This window comes from Rhizobium sp. 10N414, from assembly GCF_056394785.1.
Map to the genome: position 1 here is coordinate 168,581 of NZ_JBFTIN010000006.1, position 21,590 is coordinate 190,170.

Sequence of the window (21,590 nt, forward strand, 5' to 3'; positions counted from 1 at the left end):
ACCGGACCCGCCGCGGCGATCAGAAACAGGAAAAGACGTGCTCCCGACCTCATCTCGCACCTTCCGAAGCCGCGACAAGTTTAAGATGTCCGGCAGCAGATGCGGCTTCGTCACCATCGACCGGAACAATTGCCAGATCCTTGGCAGAAAAGCGAAGTCGAACCGAAGTCCCCGGCACGCTCGACACCGGCAAATCGCCGCTCGTGACCTTGACCAGAAATTCGATCTCGGGATGATCGTCGCAGGTTGCAACGACGCGTGTCAGCGGGCCTGCGAAGATGGTTCTCCGAATCCGCGCGGAAATACAGATTCTCTCGCCTTCGCGCTGAATACCAGCATCCATTCTGCCTGCCGCGCTAAGCTGGATGGCCTCTGGGCGAAGGGAGGCGATTACCTTTGCCTTGCGCGGTCCCCTTGCGGCGACGTCGGCAAGCAGGCCAAGCGGCGTCTGAAGGCCACCATCGGGAGTCAAGGTCCCGGCGATTAGATTGGTATCGCCGAAGAAGCTCGCGACAAACGGCGTTTTCGGCGCGTAGTAGACTTCGCGATGGTCGCCGACCTGTTCTATCCGGCCTGCGCTCATCACCGCAATGCGATCGGACATCGTGATCGCCTCTTCCTGATCGTGTGTGACGAGAATGAAGGTGGTGTCAACACGACGCTGCAGATCCTTGAGGAAGGTTTGCATCTGATAGCGCATTTCGGCATCGAGGGCGGAAAGAGGTTCGTCGAGCAGCAGCACCTTAGGTTCACAAACGAGTGCACGGGCAAGCGCGACACGCTGTTTCTGCCCGCCAGAGAGCTGCGACGGCATACGGTCGATCATTTTCTGCAGGCCTACGATCGACAGCGCCTCGTTGACCTTGCGGGTGATCGCCTCACGCGGCTGGCGGCGGATCATCGGCCCGTAACCGATGTTCTCGGCTACCGTCATGTGCGGAAAAAGCGCGTAGTCCTGGAAGACCGTGTTGAAGGGGCGTTTGTGGGTCGGCACATTGGTGATGTCGCGTCCCTGAAACAGAATCTCCCCGGAGGTATTGTTGGTAAAGCCTGCGATCATCCGTAAGAGGGTCGTCTTGCCGGACCCCGAAGATCCGACGATCGTCAGGAATTCACCCGATCGGACATGAAGCTCGGTCGGCTGCAGGACCTGCAAATGTCCATATCTTTTGCTCACTCCGCGCAGGACAAGATCCTGCTCTCCTTCAAGAGACGACATCGCGCCGCTTTCCCTTCTTGCGTCTAACGACCACGTGCACCGCCGAGCGGTATTGTGAAAGAGGATCGGGGGCGATGCATGAGCATCACCCCCCGTCGATTTTCTAAGCCGCCTTGATCTCGTTCCACAAGGCTGTTCGCGCCTCCTGGTTTTCCGCCTGCTGCGCGAAGAACAGTTTGTCGGCGTAGGTCAGGCCATTGTCCTCATTGGCTTTCTGGTTGGTCGTGTTGCCGTATTTCAACTTGGTGGAAAGTACCGTGCCAACCTCGTCGGCCATGCAGTTGTTGATCCAGGCGTGCGCGAGATCGACGTCCTTGACCCCATTGCAAACGACCCAGCAGTCGAGCCAGCCGGTTGCCCCTTCCTTCGGGATGGTGAGCATGGCGTCCACACCGAGCTTCTTGAGGTTGACGAGCTGCAGCTCTCCGATCGACAGCATCGCCTTGATCTTATTCTCAGCAAAAATTTTCACGCCGTCGTCGAAGCCGGTGTAGTAGGTCATTAGGAGCTTTTTCTGCTCGATGAGTTTCGCCTTGCAGGCCTGCAACTGATCGGGCTCGAGCTTGTAAGGATTCGGAAAGCCGAGCAGCAACGCAGCGAGTGTGATTGTACCCGGATCGTCGAAGTTAATGAGCTGCCCAGCATTGCCCTCATCCCACATCACGTGCCAGCTGTCGGGAGCCTGGTCGAACTGCGCTGTGTCGTAGATTAGCGGCTGCGAGCCCCAGGCAAAGGGAATGCCCCACAATTGACTGTCGATGTTCAAGTCAGTGACGTTCTTGTAGACCGGGCTCAGGCGGTCCATGCGCGCAACCTTGGTGGGGTCGATCGGCTTGACGAGACCGAGTTTCTGATAGCGCGGCACCAGCGACGTGTTGATGGAGAAAGCGTCGAAACCCGCTCCCTGCGATCCGCGCATCTTGGCAAAGAACTCTTCGTCGGAGGTCAAGTAGGTGATGTTGACCTTGACATCGTTTGCTTCTTCAAAGGGCTTGACCCATTCGGGCTCGGCATAGCCTTGCCAGACCGCGATCCGAAGCTCCCGCTGGGCAGCTCTGGCTACAAACGGGCTCGCGAGCAGCGCAAAACCCGCCGTGGAACCGAGAAATTGTCGTCTATTCATCATGCTACCCTCCCAAGTATCTGCGTGACTTCAGTTGGACTTCCGTTCATCTCGATGCCGGTACTTTAGAGGCATCGCATTCGCAGCAAAGCACCGCTTCCATCAATCCTGATGGTGCCACTTTGCCGACCCTCAGATTGCCGCTCGTGGCGCGACCGCAACGGTGCGACGTTCCGCAGCGCTCCGAATCGCGGCTTCGATGAGACGCAAGCCCCGCAACCCATCCTCGAAGCTTGGAAATTCCGCAGGCTTTCCCCGCATGCCGCGCCATGCTTGCGAAATGACGTTTCTGAACGCCTCGCCGTGTCCCTCGGCGTGGCCCGCCGGCAGGAACGTCATGTAGGATTTGTCAGGCGAAAGGTCGTTAGGCCTACGGAAGCGTTTCAAAAGGCCCTCGCCTCGCCGCTCCAGATACCACTCCGGTTCCTGTTGCGTCCAATCCAAACCGAGATTGGTGCCGTCCACCGAGATCGCCAGCCGGTTGGGGTAGCCGGCCGACACCGTGCTGATTGTGGCACTGCCGGAGGCGCCGTTATCGAAGCGCACCATGATCTCGGCGTGATCTTCCACTTGCACGTCCACTTCAACACCGTTCTCGAGCTCCCGTCCGGGTGGGCGCGGTCCCTGCCCCGGGTGGCCGGACCAGACGCGTTTCGGGTGATGGGTGCTGAACTGTGCGGTCACCTCACAGATAAAGCGGCCGGTCACATGCTCGACTAGATCCAGCCAATGGACGCCGATATCCATCATCGCGAATGAGCGCCCGACCTGCTTCGAAACGAAATGCCAGGTGAACCGATCGGGGGACAAGCCTTCGTCGTTCATGTAGCATCCGCCGACGCGAAGCAGCCGCCCGACCTCCCCAGAGGCAATACGCTCGCGCATCAATTGCACGAGCGGATATCCACGATTGTGATACATGATGGCACCGACGCGGCCCGCACGTGCGGCAGCTTCGATCATCAGCGAGGCGTCGTCGATAGAAGCAGCGATGGGCTTTTCGCATAGAACGTGCGCCCCCGCTTCGAAAGCAGCGATCGCCTGAATCTTGTGGAGGTGGTTCGGCGTGCAGATGTGAACGACGTCAGGCTTTACCTCGGCTAGCATTTGTTCGATGTCGCCGTAAGGCCGGCCATGGCCGAACGACTTGGCCGAGTCCAGTGAACTGCCGCAGACGCCGGCGATTTCTCCCCCAAGATGCAGGATCGCACGTGCGTGGACCTTGGCAATGCCGCCCGTCCCGACAATGGCTACTTTCATTTTGTACCCCCCGGCTTTGCCGACCCGGCTCGGCGCTGGGCGGGACCTGAATAGTTGACGTAGAAAATTTAACGTCGATAATGACCCCAGCAAAAGGGACAAATTCGCGATTTTTGATGGTGCCACTTCATGCGAAAGCGAATGCAGTTTTCCCTAGATCTGCTGACGCTTGAGGCCGACGCCGAGACGGCGCTCCACCGCCAGCTTTACAACGAACTAACCCGTCTGATCCTGAGCGGGAAGCTCAAGGCTAACACGCGGCTGCCCTCCAGCCGCACGCTTGCCGACGAGCTACACATCAGCCGCAATACTGTGATCGCCGCCTATGACGCCTTGCTGGCGGAGGGTTATGTCGAATGCAGGTCAGGCTCGGGAACGTGGATCAGCGATCTGCCGGAACCGACCAAGAAACCGGACTCCCAGCAGGACGAACTGCATCTTCCGCAACTGTCGCGGCGCGGCAACGTCATTGTCCGCCAGCCGAAGGATCAGACCGTTCCCGGGCAAATCGCTTTTCATCCGGGCTTTCCCGATATTCGGGAGTTTCCGTTTTCCACATGGGCCCGCCTGTTGAAGAGGCATGCCCGTTACCCCCACGAGGAGATCTTTGGCTATCATTCGCTCTCGGGTCACCCGAGACTACAAACGGCAATTGCCAACTATCTTGGGGTTTCGCGCGGCGTCGAGTGCACGCCGTCGCAAGTCATCATCGTTACCGGGGCGCAGTCGGCCTTCGACCTCTGCGCGCGCCTTCTCCTCGATGAAGGTGACGCCTTCTGCTACGAGGAGCCCGGATATTCCGGCGCCTTCAGCGCGATGCTGGCGGCCGGCGGTGTTCCGATCCCGCTCTACGTCAACCGCGATGGATGGTCCGTTCGCACCGCCTTCGAGCTGAATCCGAGGCTCTTCTTTGTCACGCCATCCTGTCAATGGCCGATGGGGCTCGCGATGCGTCTTGAAAATCGCCTCGAGTTGTTGAACGCGGCAGAAAACCTGAACGCGTGGATTATTGAAGACGACTATGACGGCGAGTATCGCTATCGCGGCAAACCGATCCCTGCCATGCAGGGCCTCGACAAAAACGGCACGGTTCTTTACGTCGGCACTTTCGGCAAGACGATGTTCCCTGCTCTCCGCATCGGTTTTGTCGTCGTGCCGGCGCGCCTGAGCCAAGCGTTCGACGCGGCCGTCAGCATTACCGGCAAACACCCGCCTCTTCTGCTGCAGGCGACACTTGCCGATTTTATCGAGGAGGGCTTCTTTGCAAAGCACCTCGCAAAGATGCGACGCATTTATGCCGAGCGTCAGGCCGAATTCGTCCGGGAATGCAACGCCTATCTCGGCGAATGGCTGTCGGTCGAACAGATCGATACCGGCATGCAAGTTGTGGGCCGGTTCAAGATGCCGATGTCGGACGTGGAATTCTGCGGCTTGGCGGCCGCGCACGCGGTCGACGTCAGCCCGCTTTCGCCGCATTACCGCCATTCGCCGCCGGAACAGGGCATCATCATGGGCTATACCGGTGTTGGCTCAACTGAACGGCAAAAAGGATTGGAGCGGCTCAGGGCCGCGTTCCAGGAAAGCCTGCGGTCAAAAGACAGGGGCTGCGTTGCATGAATGTGATTAAGCAACGCAGCCCCGCTGGAATGCAGCCCCCTCAGGTGTATTTCTGAATGTCGACGGCGCCGGACGTGCGAACGGTGGCGGACGCCGGGGCAGCGTTGGTGAGTGCGATACGTGCAGCTTCCGCAATGTCATGGATGATATCGGCGGTCTTTTCCGGTGCTCGGAGCGGATCGGTCGGGACCATGACCGTGCGAGCCAGGATATCCAGCGACGAGGCACACATGTCTCGCGAATATTCACGACGGCATTCGCGGTTTTCAATCAGATTGTAGGGGTTGAGGACCGGGTGGAAAGCGCCCTCGTGCTGCAGTACCTGGTCCCATTCGGTGTAGGTGTGGCGGCCGGTCTTACCGGCGATTACGGCCGGGAAGACCTCGACGAACCGGTTTGCTGCCTCGGCGTTAGGCAGAAGATACATGACGTGCGTTGCGCAATCGTGGTCCGGACTGTTCATCGGGCTCAATCTGAGGCCGAGATTGTCGAGGCTCGCAGTACCCGCGATGATGCGCTTCTTCTCCCTGCGCATGCTCGAGATCAACCCGTCGATGCGGTCGAGTTGAACGTTGAGAAGCGCCCCCATGAATTCCGAGGCACGGGCGCCGTTACTTGCGAACGGCTTTATGCTGTCGGTTCGGCCCTGCCAATAGTAGTGGCACGGATCGATGGCGCATCGCACCCTTTCGGCGACCTGGGGATCGTTGGTGGCAAGACCACCACCCTCGCCGCAACTCATATTCTTGAAGTAGTTGAAGCTGAACGCGCCAGCATGGCCGATCGAGCCGAACTTTCGTCCTTTGTAAGAGCCGCCGACGCCCTGGCACGAATCTTCCAGCACGAAGAGGTTGAACTCCTCCGCGATAGCCATGATCTCATCCATGTTACAGGCGGCACCCCACATATGTACGGGGATGATGGCCTTCGTTCGCGGCCCGATGGCTGCGCGGATGGCCTTAGGGCTGATCGTCACGCTCTCGTCGATGTCGACGATTACCGGGATCGCGCCAACGGCTAGAACCGACGTTGCGGTCGCCATATAGGTGTGGGCGGGAATGATCACCTCATCACCCGGACCGATGTTGAGGCCCATCAGTCCAGCTGACAGCGCATAAGAGCCACTCACCGCCAACGAGAAATGCTTGACCCCGAGAAAGTTGGAATAACGGCTCTCGAACTTCTCGCACTGGCTACCTTCGTGATACCGAAAAAGGACGCCGGATCGGATGACATTTGCCAGTGCATCGATTTCTTCCTGCCCATAGTAGTACATCGCAACTCTCCCATGTAAGCGACTGCTGTTGAAGGAAAGCTACTCAGATTTCGGTATCTTCAGAAGTGCCGTTTCAAACAAGTTTGATGGTACCACTATCACTAGGAATGGGACGGAACGCCGACATGTTCCTCGAACGCTCGTTCCAGCTGGCCGATCCCCAGTTCCGTTTGCGAGTTGTTACAGGCGGCGTATCCCAGCACGAGCCCTTGGATGGGTGTCTCATGCTGATAGTATTTCGACAGCGGTGATACATTGATGCCGAGCCTTGTCGCGGCTTCGCTGATCTGGATGTCGCTCAGGCCCTTGCGCAAGTGCCCAACGACCTGAATGCCCGCTTCGGCGTTCAGCAACTGCATGTAGTCGGAAAGCCGCTCCTCGCAGATCCAATAGAAGAATTGCCGGCGGCCAGCATAGATCCGCCGCATGCGTTTCAGGTGTCGGCTCATGTGTCCCTCGACGATGAAGTCAGCGAGCGCTGCCTGCAGGAAGAGCGGCGGAAACTGTCCTGTTGTGCTGAGGGCGGGGTGGATGCGATCGCAGAGGCCCGGTGGTAGGACCATGAAGCCGAGACGAAGCGCCGGAAAGAGTAGTTTTGCGAAGGTGCCGACGTAGATGACGTTGCCGGAGCGATCCATTCCATGCACGGCGGGAACCGGTCGGCCCTGGAACCGATATTCGCCGTCGAAATCGTCCTCAATGATCCAGGCATTGCTGCTTTCCGCGAGCTCCAGCAGCTGCAGCCGCTGGTCCATGCGCATTGACGTTCCAAGGGGATGCTGGCAGGCCGGTGTCACATAAATCAACCGGATGTTTTTCGGAGGCCGGCCCATCTGCCATCCCTCGAGGGTGACCGGCATGGGACGGACATCGGCGCCAGCGACAGTGAAGGCCGCCTTGGCACCGTAGTAGCCTGGCTCTTCCATCCACACCCGATCGCCGGGATCGAGCAGCAGGCGCGCCAGAAGATCGAAGGCCGCTTGTGCGCCTGTGGTTATGACGATCTGCTCCTTGGTACAGATGACACCGCGCGAGGAGGCCAGGTAGCCGACGATCGCCTCCTTCAGTTCAGGCAAGCCTGTTACGTGGTAGGTCCCGAACAAGCTGTCTCCGGCGAAGCTGGCCCGCCGCGCCAGCAGGCGACCCCAGACGCCAAAGGGAAAGTTATGAGCGTCGGGCATGCCCGGATGAAAGGCGAAGCATCCCGGCGATCCATGGTGGAACGGCTGGTGCATCAATGCCATGCCTCGCACCGACAGAGTCCGCTCGCTTGGGATGATCAGCGACGGGGTCTGCAATTTCGGCAACAGAGGGAGATCCACTACGACATAGCGAGCGCCCTGTCGATTGACGAGATAGCCCTCGGTGACGAGCTGGTCATAGGCCGCGATGATAGTGTTGCGGGCCAAAGCCAGATCGGCAGCGAGTTCGCGCGTCGACGGCAAGGCCGTACCGGCGGCAAGCGTCCTGTCCTGGATCATCTTCACCAGCGCGCGGTGCAGCTGCCGATGCAGGGACATCTCGCTGGTTCGATCGACAGCAATCATGTCGAGGGGAAAAGATTGGCGGAGACAGCGTGCGGATGACACAGGCGTTTCCTGACGTGGACCAGACGATGTGCCACGCTACGTCTTCCGACGACCACTGACAACTGGTTCCTAATTTTTCCGCCAAACTGGAACTCGTGCAGGTTACAGATAGGTGTAGTCTAACCGCAGATCGAGGGTGATTTCTGGAGGGGGATCTACACTCGCATTGAGGTAGCGCGGCTGGGAGGGTTCGGCGTGCACCTTCAGATGTATCTCCCCACCATCCTTGCCTGCAGTTGGTCGAATCGCACCGGGTTTCGATATGCGGCGCTCCGGCCAGCGTAGTAGGGCGACCCTCAACCGCGAGGAAGAGGGAGCGTCAAGTGAAGCATCTATTATTGGAAAGACAACTCGTATGACAGTAAGGCTTGGCATCAATCCGATCACGTGGACGAATGACGACGTGCCGGAACTCGGTGGAGACACCCCCCTGGAGGTGTGCCTGTCGGAAACCCGCAAGGCGGGTTTTGCGGGCACGGAGCTCGGCGGCAAGTTCCCGCGCAAGAGCGCTGAGCTTGGCCCGATCCTCGAGCAGCATCAGCTCGACCTCGTCTCCGGCTGGTACGATGGCCGCATCCTCGACCACGACATCGATCAGGAATTCGAGGCGATCCTACCGCATCTGACGCTGCTGCGCGACCTCGGCGCCAAGCATGTGGTCTACGCCGACACCTCGCGTGGCCGCCACGGCGCCATCCACGACCCGATCTCGCAACGTCCGCATCTCGCCGACGACGAGTGGAAAGCTTACGGCGCCAAGATCACCACGCTGTCGGAACGCTTTGCCGATTTCGGCGTCCGGATGGCCTTCCACCATCACATGGGCACGATCGTCGAAACCGACGACGAGATCGGCAAGTTGATGGCCAATACCGGCGAGGCCTTCGGCCTGCTCTACGACACCGGTCACTGCGCCTTTTCCGGTGGCGACCCGAAAGCGTTGCTGCAGCGCCACGTCGCCCGCGTCGTCCACGTGCACTGCAAGGATGTCCGGCCAGAGATCCTGAAGCGCGCCCGCGCCGAAGACTGGAGCTTCATGCACGCCGTGATGGAAGGCATCTTCACGGTGCCGGGAGACGGCGCGCAAGATTATCCGACGCTACTCAAGATCCTGGCCGATGCCGGTTACTCCGGCTGGCTGGTTGTCGAGGCTGAACAGGATCCCGCCAAGGCCCATCCCCTCACCTATGCAACGATGGGCTACCGCAACCTTCGCGCCATGGCGATCGAGGCTGGGCTTACCGTCGCGGATCGAGGTATCCCGGCTTCCAATTGCCAAACAACCTGACGAGGTGGCCATGAGTTCCGTTCGCTACAACGGTGTCGTCAAGAGCTTCGGGGCGTTCAACGTCCTGAAATCCCTCAACCTCAGCGTGCCCGACCACGCCTTCCTTGCACTGCTAGGTCCGTCGGGCTGCGGCAAGACTACGGCGTTACGCATTCTCGCTGGCCTCGAAATGCCGACCGCCGGCCAGGTGCTGATCGGCGAACGCGATGTCACGCGGTTGCAGCCGCGCGATCGTGACATCGCCATGGTGTTCCAGAGCTATGCGCTTTACCCGCAGATGACAATTGAGGAAAACATCGGCTACCCACTGTGGCTCCGCGGCATGCCCGATCACGAGCGCAAGGCCAAGATCGCTGAGGTTGCCGCGATCTTGGAGATCGACCATCTACTGACCCGGCGCGCTCGCCAGCTTTCCGGCGGCCAGCGGCAACGTGTTGCCCTTGCCCGTGCAATTGTCCGCAATCCGACGGCATTCCTAATGGACGAGCCATTGTCCAATCTCGACGCCCGTCTGCGCCTGACCATGCGCGGCGAGATTAAACGGCTCTGCCAGCGCCTCGGCTCAACGACGATATACGTTACCCACGACCAGGCCGAAGCCCTCACGATGGCAGATCTGATCGCCGTCATGCACGGTGGTGATTTGCAGCAGCTGGCGGCGCCAGCCGAAGTCTATGACCGCCCGGCCAACCGCTTCGTCGCCACGTTCGTCGGCAATCCGCCGATGAACGTCCTGCCGGTCAAGGCGGACGGAACAGACATCCGGGTCGGCGGCGCCCGCCTCGCGATCAGGGGTGAGCGCTTTGAGGCCTGCCGCGCAGCCAGTGTTACCGAACTCGGCATTCGGCCGGAAGATCTGCATTTAACTGAGCCAGGTGTCACGGGCTCGATGGCCGGTGAAATCTACGTGGTCGAACCGATGGGCAACGAAACCCTGGTCGATGTGCGTGTCGACGGCGGGCGGCTGACAGTGCGCGCCGATCGCGGCTTCCGGGCGTCGGTGGGAGACCACATTGGCGTCTCCTTCGATGTCGGCAATGCCTGCTTCTTCGATACGGCTGGCAAAACCGCTGTTCATAGAGTGGAAAAAACAGAGAGGAACAGAGCATGACGGACGATAAGAAATCCTACCTGACGACATCCCGCCGTTCCCTACTCAAGGCAACGGTTTTGCTGGCACTCGCCTCCACCAGCATCGGTACCTTGATCATTCCGGCGCCTGCTAAGGCTGCCGGCAAGAAAGTTATTATCGGCGCGTTCGCCGATGGCGGCCTGACCCCGTTCAAGCAGAAAATCATCCCGCTTGCCAAGGAAGCAGGCTTCGACATCGACTTCCTGGAAGACGAATACGGCGTGACCCTCGAGAAGTGGTTCGCCGACGCCCAGAACGGCGCGGGGCAATACGACCTCTATCTGCTTGACGATCCGTGGGTACCGCAATTCGGCGCAGCCAATGTGCTCGAGGATCTGGGCGCCGCCGGCCTTGGCGTCGATGACAAGGACTGGATCGGCCCGCTAATCGATATGGGTTTCTGGCCGCCACGAAGCGGCCCGCGTGTCGCCGCATTCAAGGATGCAACGCCGACCCTGATCTGCGCGCCCTTCATCGGCGATCTGCAGACGCTGACCTATCGCAACGATGTCTATACCAACGGAGCGCCGAAGACCTGGGACGAGGTGATCTCCAAAGGTAAGGAAGGCGTCGCGTCGGGCAAGATCAAGTATCCGGTCGTCTTCCGCGGCGTCGCCGGCAACTCGATCGTCACCAGCTGGTATTCGATCTTCCTGTCGTTCGGCGGCGAGTTCTTCGATGACAAGTGGAACCCGACGTTCAACTCGGAAGCCGGTAAGGCCGCCTCTGACTTCTTCGTCGGCACCATGAAGCAGAACGCTCCGGCGGGCGTGGTCGAATTCGACTCCGATCAAGAAGGGGCGGCCATCCTTGGCGGCGATGCCGGCGCGATCATCCAATATTCCGGCAATGCACTGAAGTCCGACGATCCGGCCCAGTCCAAGGTGGTCGGCAAACTCGACTTCGGGGTTGTTCCGAAGCAGGTGAAGGCCATTTCACAGCTCGGGATCTTCATAGCCGGCGTACCGAAGTCGGCGCCGAACAAGGCGAACGCGATCGAATTCCTCAAGTGGTATACGAGCGCAGATACCCAGGCGAAGGTCGCCGAAGCCGGAATGATCCCGGTCAAGCGCAGCGCGTTTGGCATCGCCAAGCCCGGCAATCGTTTGATCCCGGTCGCGCTCCAGCAGCTTGACGCCGGCGCGCTGCCCCGGCCGCGTATGCCGGAATGGGCAAAGGTTGAGGAGCTGCTCGGCATCGAGCTCAACAAAGCGCTTCAGGCCGGCTCTGGCGGCGGAGCCGCGATGGACGCAGCGGCCAATGAGGTCAAGGAATACCTCGCTGAGGCGGGATATTATCAATGAACCCGAAGGGCGGGATACTATCAATGAACCCGAAGGGCCAGATCCTGACCAAACAACGGCTTCAGGGCGCCGGACTAGATCTTGCCTTGCCCTACCTGATGCTGGCACCCGCGGTCCTGGTCGTGCTCTGCGTCCTGGTCTATCCATTCTGGGACGGCTTGCGCGCCAGCGTGCAAGCCTACCGCTACGGCACGGCGGTTGGCTGGGCCGGGCTGGATAACTATGTGCGCCTCTGGAGCGACGACCAGTTCCTCAACGCTCTGTGGGTGAGTATCAGGTTCGTCTTCCTGGCGGTGGCAATCGAGACCGTGCTCGGCTTTGCGCTGGCATTGTTCTGCCTCCGCGAATTCAAAGGCATCCGACTTCTCAGAACGGTACTCATCATACCGATGGTGATCACACCTGTCGTGGTGGCGATCCTGTTTCGTCTGATCTATGCCAGCGACGCCGGCATGATCACGGCCCTCTCCGTGGCGATTGGCGGCGGTCAGGTCCAGATCCTTGGCGATCCGGTCAACGCCTTCATCGGTCTTGTTGTTCTCGACGTTTGGGAATGGACGCCGCTGATGTTCCTCATCCTGCTCGCAGGTTTGCAATCCTTGCCGCAGGAACCGTTCGAAGCGGCCCGCGTCGACGGTGCGGGCGCTTGGCGCAGCTTCGTCGATCTGACGCTGCCGATGATGCGACCGGTGCTAGCTATCGCCATCGTGCTCAGGACGATCGACGCCTTCGGGACCTTCGACCAAGTCTTCGTGCTGACCCGCGGCGGCCCCGGCGAAGCGACCAAGCTCGTCTCGATCTACGGCTATGATACCGCCTTCAAGTTTCAACAAACCGGATACGCCTCGGCAATGTTCGTCACTGTCGGACTGATCGTGCTCGCCATGGCGCTTACGGCCGTTCGTCTTCTTCAGAAGGAGGCTCAGGAATGAATTCCCGTCTCGCAAGGGCCAGTGTGACGTCGTTCATCGTGTTCATCGTCCTGGTGCCAATCTACTGGCTGGTCTCGACATCGCTTAAGTCCAACAAGGAAATCACGCAGGAAGGCACGCTCTACCCCCATGTACCGACCTTCGACAATTATCTGCGGCTCTTTTCGGAGAAGAACTTCGGCGCCTATTTGACCAACTCGCTGGTAGTGACAACCGTGTCGGTCTCCATCGCTTTGGTTCTCGGCACGCTGGGCGCCTATGCGATGGCCCGCTTTCGTCTGCCTTTCTTGCTGGAACGCAAGATCGGCCTGCTGTTGCTGACGCTGCGCATCGTGCCGCCGGTGGTAATCCTGATCCCGGTCTACCTGCTGATGCTGCGTCTTGGCCTGCTTGACCAGTGGCTCGGCCTGATCATCACCTATACCGCCTTCAACGTGACCTTCTGCGTCTGGATGATGGAAAGCTTCTTCCGAGAAATTCCGGTCGACCTCGAGGAGGCCGCCATGGTCGACGGCGACTCCCGGTTCGGTGCCTTTCGCCGAGTGACCTTGCCGCTGGCGGCTCCTGGCATTGCCGCAACCGCCATCTTCGCCGTGATCGTGACCTTTAACGAGTTCATGTTCGCCCTGGCACTGACCGCCACCCCAAAGGCCATGACCATGCCGCGCGGCACGGCGACTTTGATCGGCCGCATCGACACCGATTGGGCATCCATGGCGGCGGCCGGCGTGATCGGAGCGTTGCCCATCGTCGTCTTCGCCCTGCTCGTACAACGCCACCTAGTGCGTGGCCTGACCATGGGAGCGGTCAAATAGCCGCGGATCGAGGTCCGCATTGTCCATCAATGGCCGGTCGAACCGGCCCGAGGAGAGAGTAACTGAAATGATCGACATTTGTTTGTTTGGCGCCGGCCTGATCGGCAGCGTCCATGCAGGAAACCTTGCGCGCCATCCGAAGGCACGGCTTCGTTATATCGTCGACCCGCGCCCCGAAGCGGCGCAACGCATCGCCGCGCAGACAGGCGCGAAGATCGTCGACACCGAGACGGCGCTTTCGGATCCGACCATCAAGGCGGTGATGATAGCCTCGGCCACCAAGACCCATGCCGAGCTTGCCATGGTGGCAGCGGCGAAGGGCAAGGCGATCTTCTGCGAGAAGCCGATCGATCTCGACATCGGCCGTACAGATGAATGCCTCGCGGCAATCGAAAAGGCCGGCGCGCTGTTCCAGATCGGCTTCAACCGCCGCTTCGACCCCAGCTTCCGCGCTCTCAAGGAGCGTCTCGATGCCGGCGAGATCGGTTCCGTTGAACAGGTGATCATCACCAGCCGCGACCCTGAGGCGGAGACCGAGGAAGCGCTTGCCGGCGGCGGCGGTGTTTTCCGCGAAATGACGATCCACGACTTCGACATGGCGCGCAACCTACTCGGCGAGGAGCCCGTCGAGCTGTTTGCGACCGGATCCTGCCTGGTACTGCCCTACTATGCCAAGCACGGCGATTACGACACCGCGATGTTCGTCCTGCGCACCGCCTCCGGCCGCCAATGCCATATCAACAACAGTGTCCGCGCCGTTTATGGGTATGACCAACGCATCGAAGTACACGGTTCGAACGGCATGCTGCGAGCCGGCAACCGCATGCCGACCTCGGTTGAAGCCTTCGGCTCCGAGGCCGTATCGCGCGACAAGCCGCTCTACTTCTTCGTCGAGCGCTACATGGACTCCTACTACGCCGAGCTCGATCACTTCATCGAGTGCGTGCTTGCCAACAAGAAGCCGGATGTCGGCGCGAGCGACGGACGCAAGGCAATGATCCTCTGCGAAGCCGCCCTTGCGTCGGCAAAGTCCGGCCGCTTCGAACCGATCAAGTTCTAAGACTGGGATTGATACGATGAAAATAGGAATGATCACCGACAGCCTCGGCGGCTTGTCGTTCAAGGACATGCTGCGGGCGTCGGCCGAACTCGGGCTGGAGACCCTCGAATTTGCCTGCGGCAACTGGTCGAGCGCACCTCATATCAACCTCGATGCCATGCTCGATAGTGACACGACGCGCCGGGAATTCGTCGCTGCCGTCAAGGATCACGGCATGACGATCGCCGCCCTGAACTGCTCCGGCAATCCGCTGCATCCGGGGGCGAAGGGCGCCGAGCATCACAAGGTGACGGAGAAGACTATCAAGCTCGCAAGCCTCCTGGGCATCGACCGCGTCGTCCTGATGTCGGGGTTGCCGGGCGGCCCCGGCGATGCCAATCCAAACTGGATCATCACCGACTGGCCGCCGGAATGCCTCGAAATCCAGAAATACCAATGGGAAGAAAAGCTGATCCCCTATTGGCGCAATCTAGTCGCCTATTCCAACAACCTCGGCATCCACAAGCTGTGCCTCGAACTGCATGGCCACCAGGCCGTCTACAACGTCCACACGCTGATAAAGCTGCGCGATGCAGTGGGCGAGACCGTAGGCGCCAACTACGATCCGAGCCATCCGATGTGGATGGGCGCCGACCCGATCGCCGCGGTCCGCCAGCTCGGTTCGGCCATTTACTATGTCCACGCCAAGGACACCCGCGTCGAACCGGTGCCCGCGGCCATCGACGGCGTGCTCGACCCGCGTCCCGGCGACCGCTACGCCGAACGTACCTGGAACTACATCACACTTGGCTATGGCCATGGGGAAACCTGGTGGCGGCAGTTCTGTACGGCGCTCAAGCAGGTCGGCTACGACGACGTGCTGTCGATCGAGCATGAGGACTTGATGATGTCGCCGATGGAGGGAATGCGCAAATCTGTCGAGCTGTTGCGCAACGCCGCCATCAACCTCGGCGAGCCAAGGCGTCGTCCGGATGCGAGCGCCTGACCAGGGCGCGATGGTGGCGGAAGCGACCGCACAGCAGCGTTTGCGCTTCCGCCCCACAAACCCCACGAGGTCAACATGATAGACATTTCCGCACGGCGGACGGCGCCGCACAATTATCATCATCTCAACCAGTTGATTGCGAGCGGCCAGTTGGATTTTCCCGATCAGCTTCGACAGGTGGCACGCTTCGCGCTGGCGAATCCTGAGATTGTCGCCTTCGAGAGCAGCAAGACGCTTGCAACCTTGTGTGGCGTATCGCCGACATCAGTCTCAAGATTTGTCCGCCATGTGGGCTTCAAGGATTTCCGCGAGATGAAAGTGCTGTTTCAAGCGCGGCTGCGCGAAATGGCGGGCCCGGAGCCATTTTTCTGGGCATTGTAAACTGTCGCCGTGTTTGCGGAAACCATTGAAGAACTCAATGCGGTCTTACGACCATCGCTTCCGTGATCGCCGCCGCAGGAAGCAGCCAGTCGTCCGGCGACCACGGTCGCTGTCGCCGGCCCCGGCGGCGGTCGGTGCCAATCCGAAACCGGAAACGTTGCACTGCCCCCGTTCGCGATGCGTAACGCACAGTGCTGGAGGTTAGGCAGGTCGGTGCGTCGCTCGCGCTTCGGCAAGAAACAGATGATCGGGAGACGATCCTTTTGGATGCACCGGGACGAATTCGACCGTAAGCGCAAGGGCGAACTGGTCGCACTGGCCAATCTGCGTGCGACCCCGACCGTGGCTCACACTCTGCCTGAACTGAACCTGCACTGGAATAGGATGCCGGGAACCTGTTGTCGCGTACCTCCCCTTTCAACGCTCCCGAATTGCCACCCTCGCGACTTGCTCCAATCGTTTCGCCACCCCAGTTGGCAGCGAAAAAGGCAGCAGAACATAAGGTCCGAACCTCGAAGGTTGGTTCGAAGGCTACGTGCCTGACAGGGCGCTTTGTCACTTGATCGCGCCTGCGAGACGTGGGGGGCGGTAGAGTGACCAAATCGCCGTCGGTTCAATACGCATGGCCACTGGCAATTGCGATCAACACAGATAGTAGCTTTTTGGGATACCCGTTAATTCGCGACGATGTTGACGATCAAGGTCCCCCAGGTCGTGAGGAGAATATGGCCGATGGGTACAGCCGGTGTGTATCCGAGAACCGCAACGGTACTTCCCGATCGATCCTGGACGGCCGCCATGCCGGCAGTCATCGTCTGCGCGCCGGCCAGCCCCCCGAGTAGCAGGATGGGGTTCATGCGAAGCACGTAGCGGCCGAAATAGAGCCCTACAATCATCGGTGCAATGGTGACGATCATGCCGCCAAACAGAAGCCCCACACCCGCTTCGGCGATTGCAGCAACAAACAGCGGCCCAGCGTGCAGCCCCGTCATTGCGACGAATGCGGCAAGGCCAAGCGCAGTCATAAGCGATACAGCAGCATCTGGAATCCGCCCGAAGAGGGGGAAGCGCGTGCGCAGATGCCCAACCAGCAGGCCCGCCAGCAGCGTGCCCACACTCGTGCTCAACGAAATCCGCATGTCGCCGATCGGAAAGGTGACGAGGATGCCGACAAGTCCACCGAAGAATATCGCAAGACCGAGAACGAAGAAATCCGTCGTCGTTATCGGTGCGATGACGACACCGATCTGTTTTTCCGCACGCGACACAGTCGCCTCCGGCCCGACCAGGCGCAAAATGTCGCCTCGCTCGACGTGGATCCCCGGCCCTACGGGGATCTCCACGCCGCCACGGCTGACGGCGCGGAGATATAGACCACGTGTCCAACCCTCCTTGGCAATGTCATCGAGCTTTCGGCCCGCAAGCTCACGGTTGGTCAACAGCACGTCTGCGGCTAGTATCGGGACATCAAGAAGTTCACGATCCTCGACCTCTTCGGCGCGCGGGCCAAGCACGGCCACGAGTGCCTCCCTCGGCCCTGAGACGGCCACGACATCGCCGGGAGCAATCACCATCTGCGTCTCCGCCTCGATGATCGTGCTCCCCCGTCGCAGGCGCAGGATAAAGAGCCTGTGCTCGGGAAATTTCGCCTCCGCGGCGCTCAATGTCAGACCAGCGATCGGCGCGGCGTCCGCGATCCGATACGCGCGCATTTCGAAGCGATGCCAGGCAGATGCCACGCCGGGCGTCTTGCGAGATATCCCGAGTTCCTGCTCCAGCTTAAGTGCCTCTGCACGCAAATCGATGCGCATCAGCCTCGGGCCGACGACGCTGCAGAATAAGATCACTCCAACGGCGCCGAAGATATAGCACACCGCATCCGCGACAGCGATGTGTGCCACCAGCCTCGCGCGCTCGGCTTCCGTCAGTGCCAGCCCATTGATCGCCTCGGTTGCCGTGCCCATGGCCGGGCTTTCGGTCAGCGCGCCCGAAACGAGCCCCGCCGCGAAACCCGGATCAAGACCAAGAGCCTTGGCAACCGCCACCGCCGTCAGCAACCCGGTCACACATACAACGACGGCAAGCAATACCGGCTTGAGACCGTCTCGTTTCAAGGCTTGCATGAACTGAGGTCCGACAGAGTAGCCAATACCGAACAGAAACAGAAGGAACAGGAAGGATTTTGCCATGGCGGCAATTGGGACGTCGGCGAATTGACCTATCAGGATGCCCGCAAAAAGAGAGCCCGTGACGGGTCCAAGGGTAAAACCTCCGAATTTGATGCCCCCGACCAAATATCCGATGCTGATCGCAAGAAACACTGCGAGTTCCGGATACTTCACGAGGAATTGCGCGACCCAAGACATGACCAGATTGCCCCCTCTCCCCTTCTAAAGGCCAGATATGATCGCCAACTATCCGCACGCCAGAAGTCAGCAGTGCCTCGCTACGGCATGCCGTAGCGACGCGGCATTATGGAGCGCGAAGCCGGCGCTCCTGAAGCAATGGCTCAGCGCTTAGCGCCTGCAGCCTTAGGTTTGAGCAATTTTAGCCCCCTGGCTCTCTCGTAACCGTGAATCTCCTTCACATCCAATTTGCGCATGAAATCGATGGTCTCCTGCGTCAGCACTTGACCCGGCACCATGATCGGAAACCCCGGCGGATAGGGTATGACGAAATTGGCCGAAATCATTTCCGGTCCCTCCCGCAGTCTGCGATCGCACTCAGCACCGAGCAGCGGGACATACTCGCAACGCGCGGCGTCGTAGGCATTGAAGAAGGCGGTCCGCATGTCGCCTTCGGGTGTTGTTTTACCCGCATCACCGCGAAAGGTTTCGTGGAAATGGCTGAAATTGGGAAGGTCCGGCACGTCAGTCATCAGGGATTTGACGCGCGCATCGAAGGCGGCTCTTTCTGCCTGTCCACCGTCGGCGAGGCGCTTCTCAATGCCGAGACAAATCTCGACGAGAACGCGGATCAGGTGGGCCACGTCGCTACGCGTGTTGTTGATGTTCGACTGGAGTAGCACGCTATTGCGCGACGTCTTGTTGAGCTGGATCCCGTACTCGCTCGCCAGCAATCCCTTGAATTGCGTTCCGTCGAAACCAGCGGTTCCGCAGACAAGCGTCATGCGCGTCGGATCAAGATAGAACTCATCCTCCTGCATCGCTTTGACCGCGGTGGCCCAGTTCGAGCCGGGCGCGAGGTAGTCCTGGAAGCCCGACTGGCGGTACGCGGCTGGTATCATCTCGTCGGCACCGAGGACACGGAAGTATTTCGAGATCAGCTGATGCTCATTGATTGCCCGACGGATCTTCAACGCAATCTCGATTGCGTTCATCACCAGGCCATAGCCTTCAAGTTCCATCTGTCGACGCGCGACGTCCAGGCTGGCGATCAGTTGCTGGTTGGGGCTCGTTGATGCATGCGTGAAGACTGCCTCGTGGAACTGAGCTTCAACCGTATGAAAGTCCACATCCTTGACGAGGAGCATGGAGCCCTGCCGGATCGCCGACATCGACTTATGCGTCGAGTTTGTCTGATAGACGCGAAGGCGTACAAGCCGCGGATCGGGGATCAGCCGGGTGGCCAGAAGTGTCTCGTCGGAAGGGTTATCTCCGAGATTGGCGCTTTGCTTCTCATAGGCACTGATGGAGGCGGGATCGCGCAACCATTCCTCGATATCGGCCGCGGCTCCCATGGCAGTTCGAGGTCGCAGGAAGGGAGAGAACCGGGCAAATCCCGACCACGCCTCGTCCCAGAGGAAGATCAGATCCGGCTTTATGGCAAGGCACTCCTCCATCACCCGCCTGACATTGTACATGTGCCCATCGAAGGTGCAGTTGGTCAGGTCAAGCAGCTTTAGGCGATTGAGCCGCCCCTCCGCTTTCAACGCCAGCAATGCACGTTTGATGGTGGCGAGTGGCACTGCCCCGTACATCGAGTATTCCGTCATCGGGAAAGCCTCGACGTAGTATGGCTGCGCACCCGTTAGAACCATGCCGTAGTGATGCGATTTGTGGCAGTTGCGGTCGACCACCGCGATGTCGCCCGGGGCCAGCAGCGCCTGGACGGCCATCTTGTTGGAGGTGGACGTGCCGTTGGTAACGAAAAAGACGTGGTCGGCACCGAAGGCGCGGGCAGCCATTTCCTGCGATCGCTTGATGTTGCCGGTAGGCTCCAGGAGGCTGTCGAGGCCGCCCGTTGTCGCGCTGCTCTCTGCTAAGAACAGGTTGAGGCCATAAAATTCGCCCATGTCGCGGATCCAGTCCGACTTGAAGACAGACTTGCCGCGAGCAATGGGCAGGGCATGGAACGTACCAATGGGTCGCCGTGCATATTTTTTCAGGTTGTCGAAGAAGGGCGTCTCGTACCGTGCCTGCACGCCTTCGATGATCGCGAGATGCAGCTCCAGCGGTTCCTCGACGGAATAGAAGATGCGCCGTATCGAATCCGCCGCCGGATCACCGGCAATTTTCTCGACCTGACGGTCGGACAGCAAGTAAATGTCGAGTTCCGGTCGGATCCGCTTCAATATGCGTGCCAAGTGCAGCGCCGAGACCTCGGGGCTTTCCGCCTCGCCAAGCAGCGGATTTAGGACGGAGCGCAACACTGGCGCGTCGTGGCGCGAGCGGTAAGGGAATCCCTCCGCAAGGACGACGGAGATGATAGATGGGTTCAATGCCGCAGCGCAAACCGCATCCTCGAAGGAGCCGACAAAGATGGGCTCGTAGATGAAGGAATCCTCGTGACGGCGCATCCTGCGGAGCTCACCGGCCAAGGCGGGCCATCGTGCGGCAGGTTGGCTGTTGACGAACAGGACCTCGAAATAGGGGCGATGAGCACGAGTCTCACCCGTGGCTGGCGGCATAATATCGACCACCTCGTTTGGCGACAGGTGGTCGTTGACATCCCACTCCTCGGGACGGCTGCGATAGGCATCCGTCAGAAGGCCGTTGGAGATGCGCCGAGCCAGTCTGGCCGCCCCGCTGGGGTCGTTTGAAGCAATGCGCTCGGCCAGTGCTTGGCGCAATCGCGCACCGGGATAAGCGTGGTATTCCTCTACGGCTTCTATGGCGGCGAGCGCTGCCTCCAGCGCCTCCCGCCCTCCCCGTTGTGCGGCCCACGCGTCGGCCAGAGACGTGACCTCGCGCCAGTTGTCGGCACGCCCCGAATGCATCAGCAGAGACTGATTGTCTGCGGTTTTTTTTGGCATCTGATGCTCCCAACACCCTTTTATTGAAGATTCTCTACAGTTGACGAATTGTCACTGCACAGACGATTGGAGTGGCCTGCTGCAGGTCGCCAGCTTCTAAAGGCACTGCAAGGCGAGCGGAGCCGTATACCGACCCCCATCCATTTCAGGCCAACGTCAGCATTAGTCCCAGGTCGCGAATGGACTATTGTCGGCAGTGTAGCCTAGACTCAGTATCTGGCATTCCGTCCCGTCAGCCCTGAAGCGGAGCCGTAGCTAGCCGGCGTCGTGCGCGACGGGACAGCATCACAGCCCTAGCGGGCCGAACTCAGGATCACTCAACGGCTGCAACATGCGAAGTAAAATACGGTAGTATACCGCAGACCGTCTGTAACCTACTCACTTCCTCCTCGAC

16 protein-coding genes are annotated in these 21,590 nt (G+C 60.0%); 9 read left to right on the forward strand and 7 right to left on the reverse strand.

What is annotated here, in order from left to right; genetic code table 11:
- Nucleotides 1-49: 49 nt before the first annotated feature.
- The 3 genes from AC1DE4_RS08930 to AC1DE4_RS08940 form a co-directional block, all read right to left on the reverse strand.
- The gene (locus tag AC1DE4_RS08930; RefSeq protein WP_192240478.1) at nt 50-1,219 is read right to left on the reverse strand and encodes an ABC transporter ATP-binding protein; all 1,170 of its coding nucleotides are present in this window, start codon (nt 1,217-1,219) and stop codon (nt 50-52) included.
- Between the two features lie 103 nt (nt 1,220-1,322).
- Entirely contained in the window at nt 1,323-2,345 is a 1,023-nt protein-coding gene (locus tag AC1DE4_RS08935) for an extracellular solute-binding protein (protein ID WP_025659226.1), read from the reverse strand.
- Nucleotides 2,346-2,474: 129 nt separating this feature from the next.
- On the reverse strand, nt 2,475-3,602 hold the full coding sequence (locus AC1DE4_RS08940; protein ID WP_477881058.1) for a Gfo/Idh/MocA family protein: 1,128 nt from the start codon (nt 3,600-3,602) through the stop codon (nt 2,475-2,477).
- 141 nt (nt 3,603-3,743) lie between these two features.
- Between AC1DE4_RS08940 and mocR (AC1DE4_RS08945) the strand changes: the two genes are divergently transcribed.
- Entirely contained in the window at nt 3,744-5,219 is a 1,476-nt protein-coding gene (gene mocR / locus AC1DE4_RS08945; protein ID WP_477881060.1) for a rhizopine catabolism transcriptional regulator MocR, read from the forward strand.
- 40 nt (nt 5,220-5,259) lie between these two features.
- On the opposite strand, the gene AC1DE4_RS08950 is transcribed toward mocR (AC1DE4_RS08945), so the two are convergent.
- Complete coding sequence (locus AC1DE4_RS08950) at nt 5,260-6,495, reverse strand: DegT/DnrJ/EryC1/StrS family aminotransferase (protein WP_477881062.1); 1,236 nt, start codon at nt 6,493-6,495, stop codon at nt 5,260-5,262.
- A 101-nt stretch (nt 6,496-6,596) separates the two neighbouring features.
- Nucleotides 6,597-8,084, reverse strand: coding sequence for a rhizopine catabolism transcriptional regulator MocR (gene mocR, locus AC1DE4_RS08955; RefSeq protein ID WP_477881064.1), 1,488 nt, complete (start codon nt 8,082-8,084; stop codon nt 6,597-6,599).
- Nucleotides 8,085-8,439: 355 nt separating this feature from the next.
- On the opposite strand from mocR (AC1DE4_RS08955), the gene iolE reads away from it, so the two are divergent.
- The 8 genes from iolE to AC1DE4_RS08995 all read left to right on the forward strand — a co-directional run bounded on the left by iolE (nt 8,440) and on the right by AC1DE4_RS08995 (nt 15,981).
- Entirely contained in the window at nt 8,440-9,372 is a 933-nt protein-coding gene (gene iolE / locus AC1DE4_RS08960; RefSeq protein ID WP_025659231.1) for a myo-inosose-2 dehydratase, read from the forward strand.
- Between the two features lie 10 nt (nt 9,373-9,382).
- Entirely contained in the window at nt 9,383-10,483 is a 1,101-nt protein-coding gene (locus tag AC1DE4_RS08965; RefSeq protein ID WP_025659232.1) for an ABC transporter ATP-binding protein, read from the forward strand.
- Entirely contained in the window at nt 10,480-11,808 is a 1,329-nt protein-coding gene (locus tag AC1DE4_RS08970) for an extracellular solute-binding protein (protein WP_477881067.1), read from the forward strand. Before AC1DE4_RS08965 ends, AC1DE4_RS08970 begins: the two co-directional genes overlap by 4 nt.
- A complete protein-coding gene (locus AC1DE4_RS08975; protein ID WP_192240479.1) occupies nt 11,805-12,740 on the forward strand; it encodes a carbohydrate ABC transporter permease in 936 nt (311 codons plus the stop codon). Before AC1DE4_RS08970 ends, AC1DE4_RS08975 begins: the two co-directional genes overlap by 4 nt.
- Nucleotides 12,737-13,555 (forward strand): carbohydrate ABC transporter permease, encoded by an 819-nt coding sequence (locus tag AC1DE4_RS08980; protein WP_025659235.1) that lies wholly within the window; start codon nt 12,737-12,739, stop codon nt 13,553-13,555. The genes AC1DE4_RS08975 and AC1DE4_RS08980 overlap by 4 nt, the downstream gene beginning before the upstream one ends.
- 67 nt (nt 13,556-13,622) lie before the next feature.
- On the forward strand, nt 13,623-14,615 hold the full coding sequence (iolG, locus tag AC1DE4_RS08985; protein ID WP_169680678.1) for an inositol 2-dehydrogenase: 993 nt from the start codon (nt 13,623-13,625) through the stop codon (nt 14,613-14,615).
- 16 nt (nt 14,616-14,631) lie between these two features.
- On the forward strand, nt 14,632-15,600 hold the full coding sequence (locus AC1DE4_RS08990; RefSeq protein ID WP_169680676.1) for a sugar phosphate isomerase/epimerase family protein: 969 nt from the start codon (nt 14,632-14,634) through the stop codon (nt 15,598-15,600).
- Between the two features lie 75 nt (nt 15,601-15,675).
- Nucleotides 15,676-15,981, forward strand: a complete 306-nt coding sequence (locus AC1DE4_RS08995; RefSeq protein ID WP_025659238.1) for a MurR/RpiR family transcriptional regulator — start codon at nt 15,676-15,678, stop codon at nt 15,979-15,981.
- Between the two features lie 674 nt (nt 15,982-16,655).
- Here the strand turns inward: AC1DE4_RS08995 and aspT are convergent.
- Both aspT and AC1DE4_RS09005 read right to left on the reverse strand, forming a co-directional pair.
- Nucleotides 16,656-18,347, reverse strand: a complete 1,692-nt coding sequence (aspT, locus tag AC1DE4_RS09000; protein WP_477881072.1) for an aspartate-alanine antiporter — start codon at nt 18,345-18,347, stop codon at nt 16,656-16,658.
- A 143-nt stretch (nt 18,348-18,490) separates the two neighbouring features.
- Nucleotides 18,491-21,196, reverse strand: a complete 2,706-nt coding sequence (locus AC1DE4_RS09005) for a decarboxylase (protein ID WP_477881074.1) — start codon at nt 21,194-21,196, stop codon at nt 18,491-18,493.
- Between the last annotated feature and the right edge of the window lie 394 nt (nt 21,197-21,590).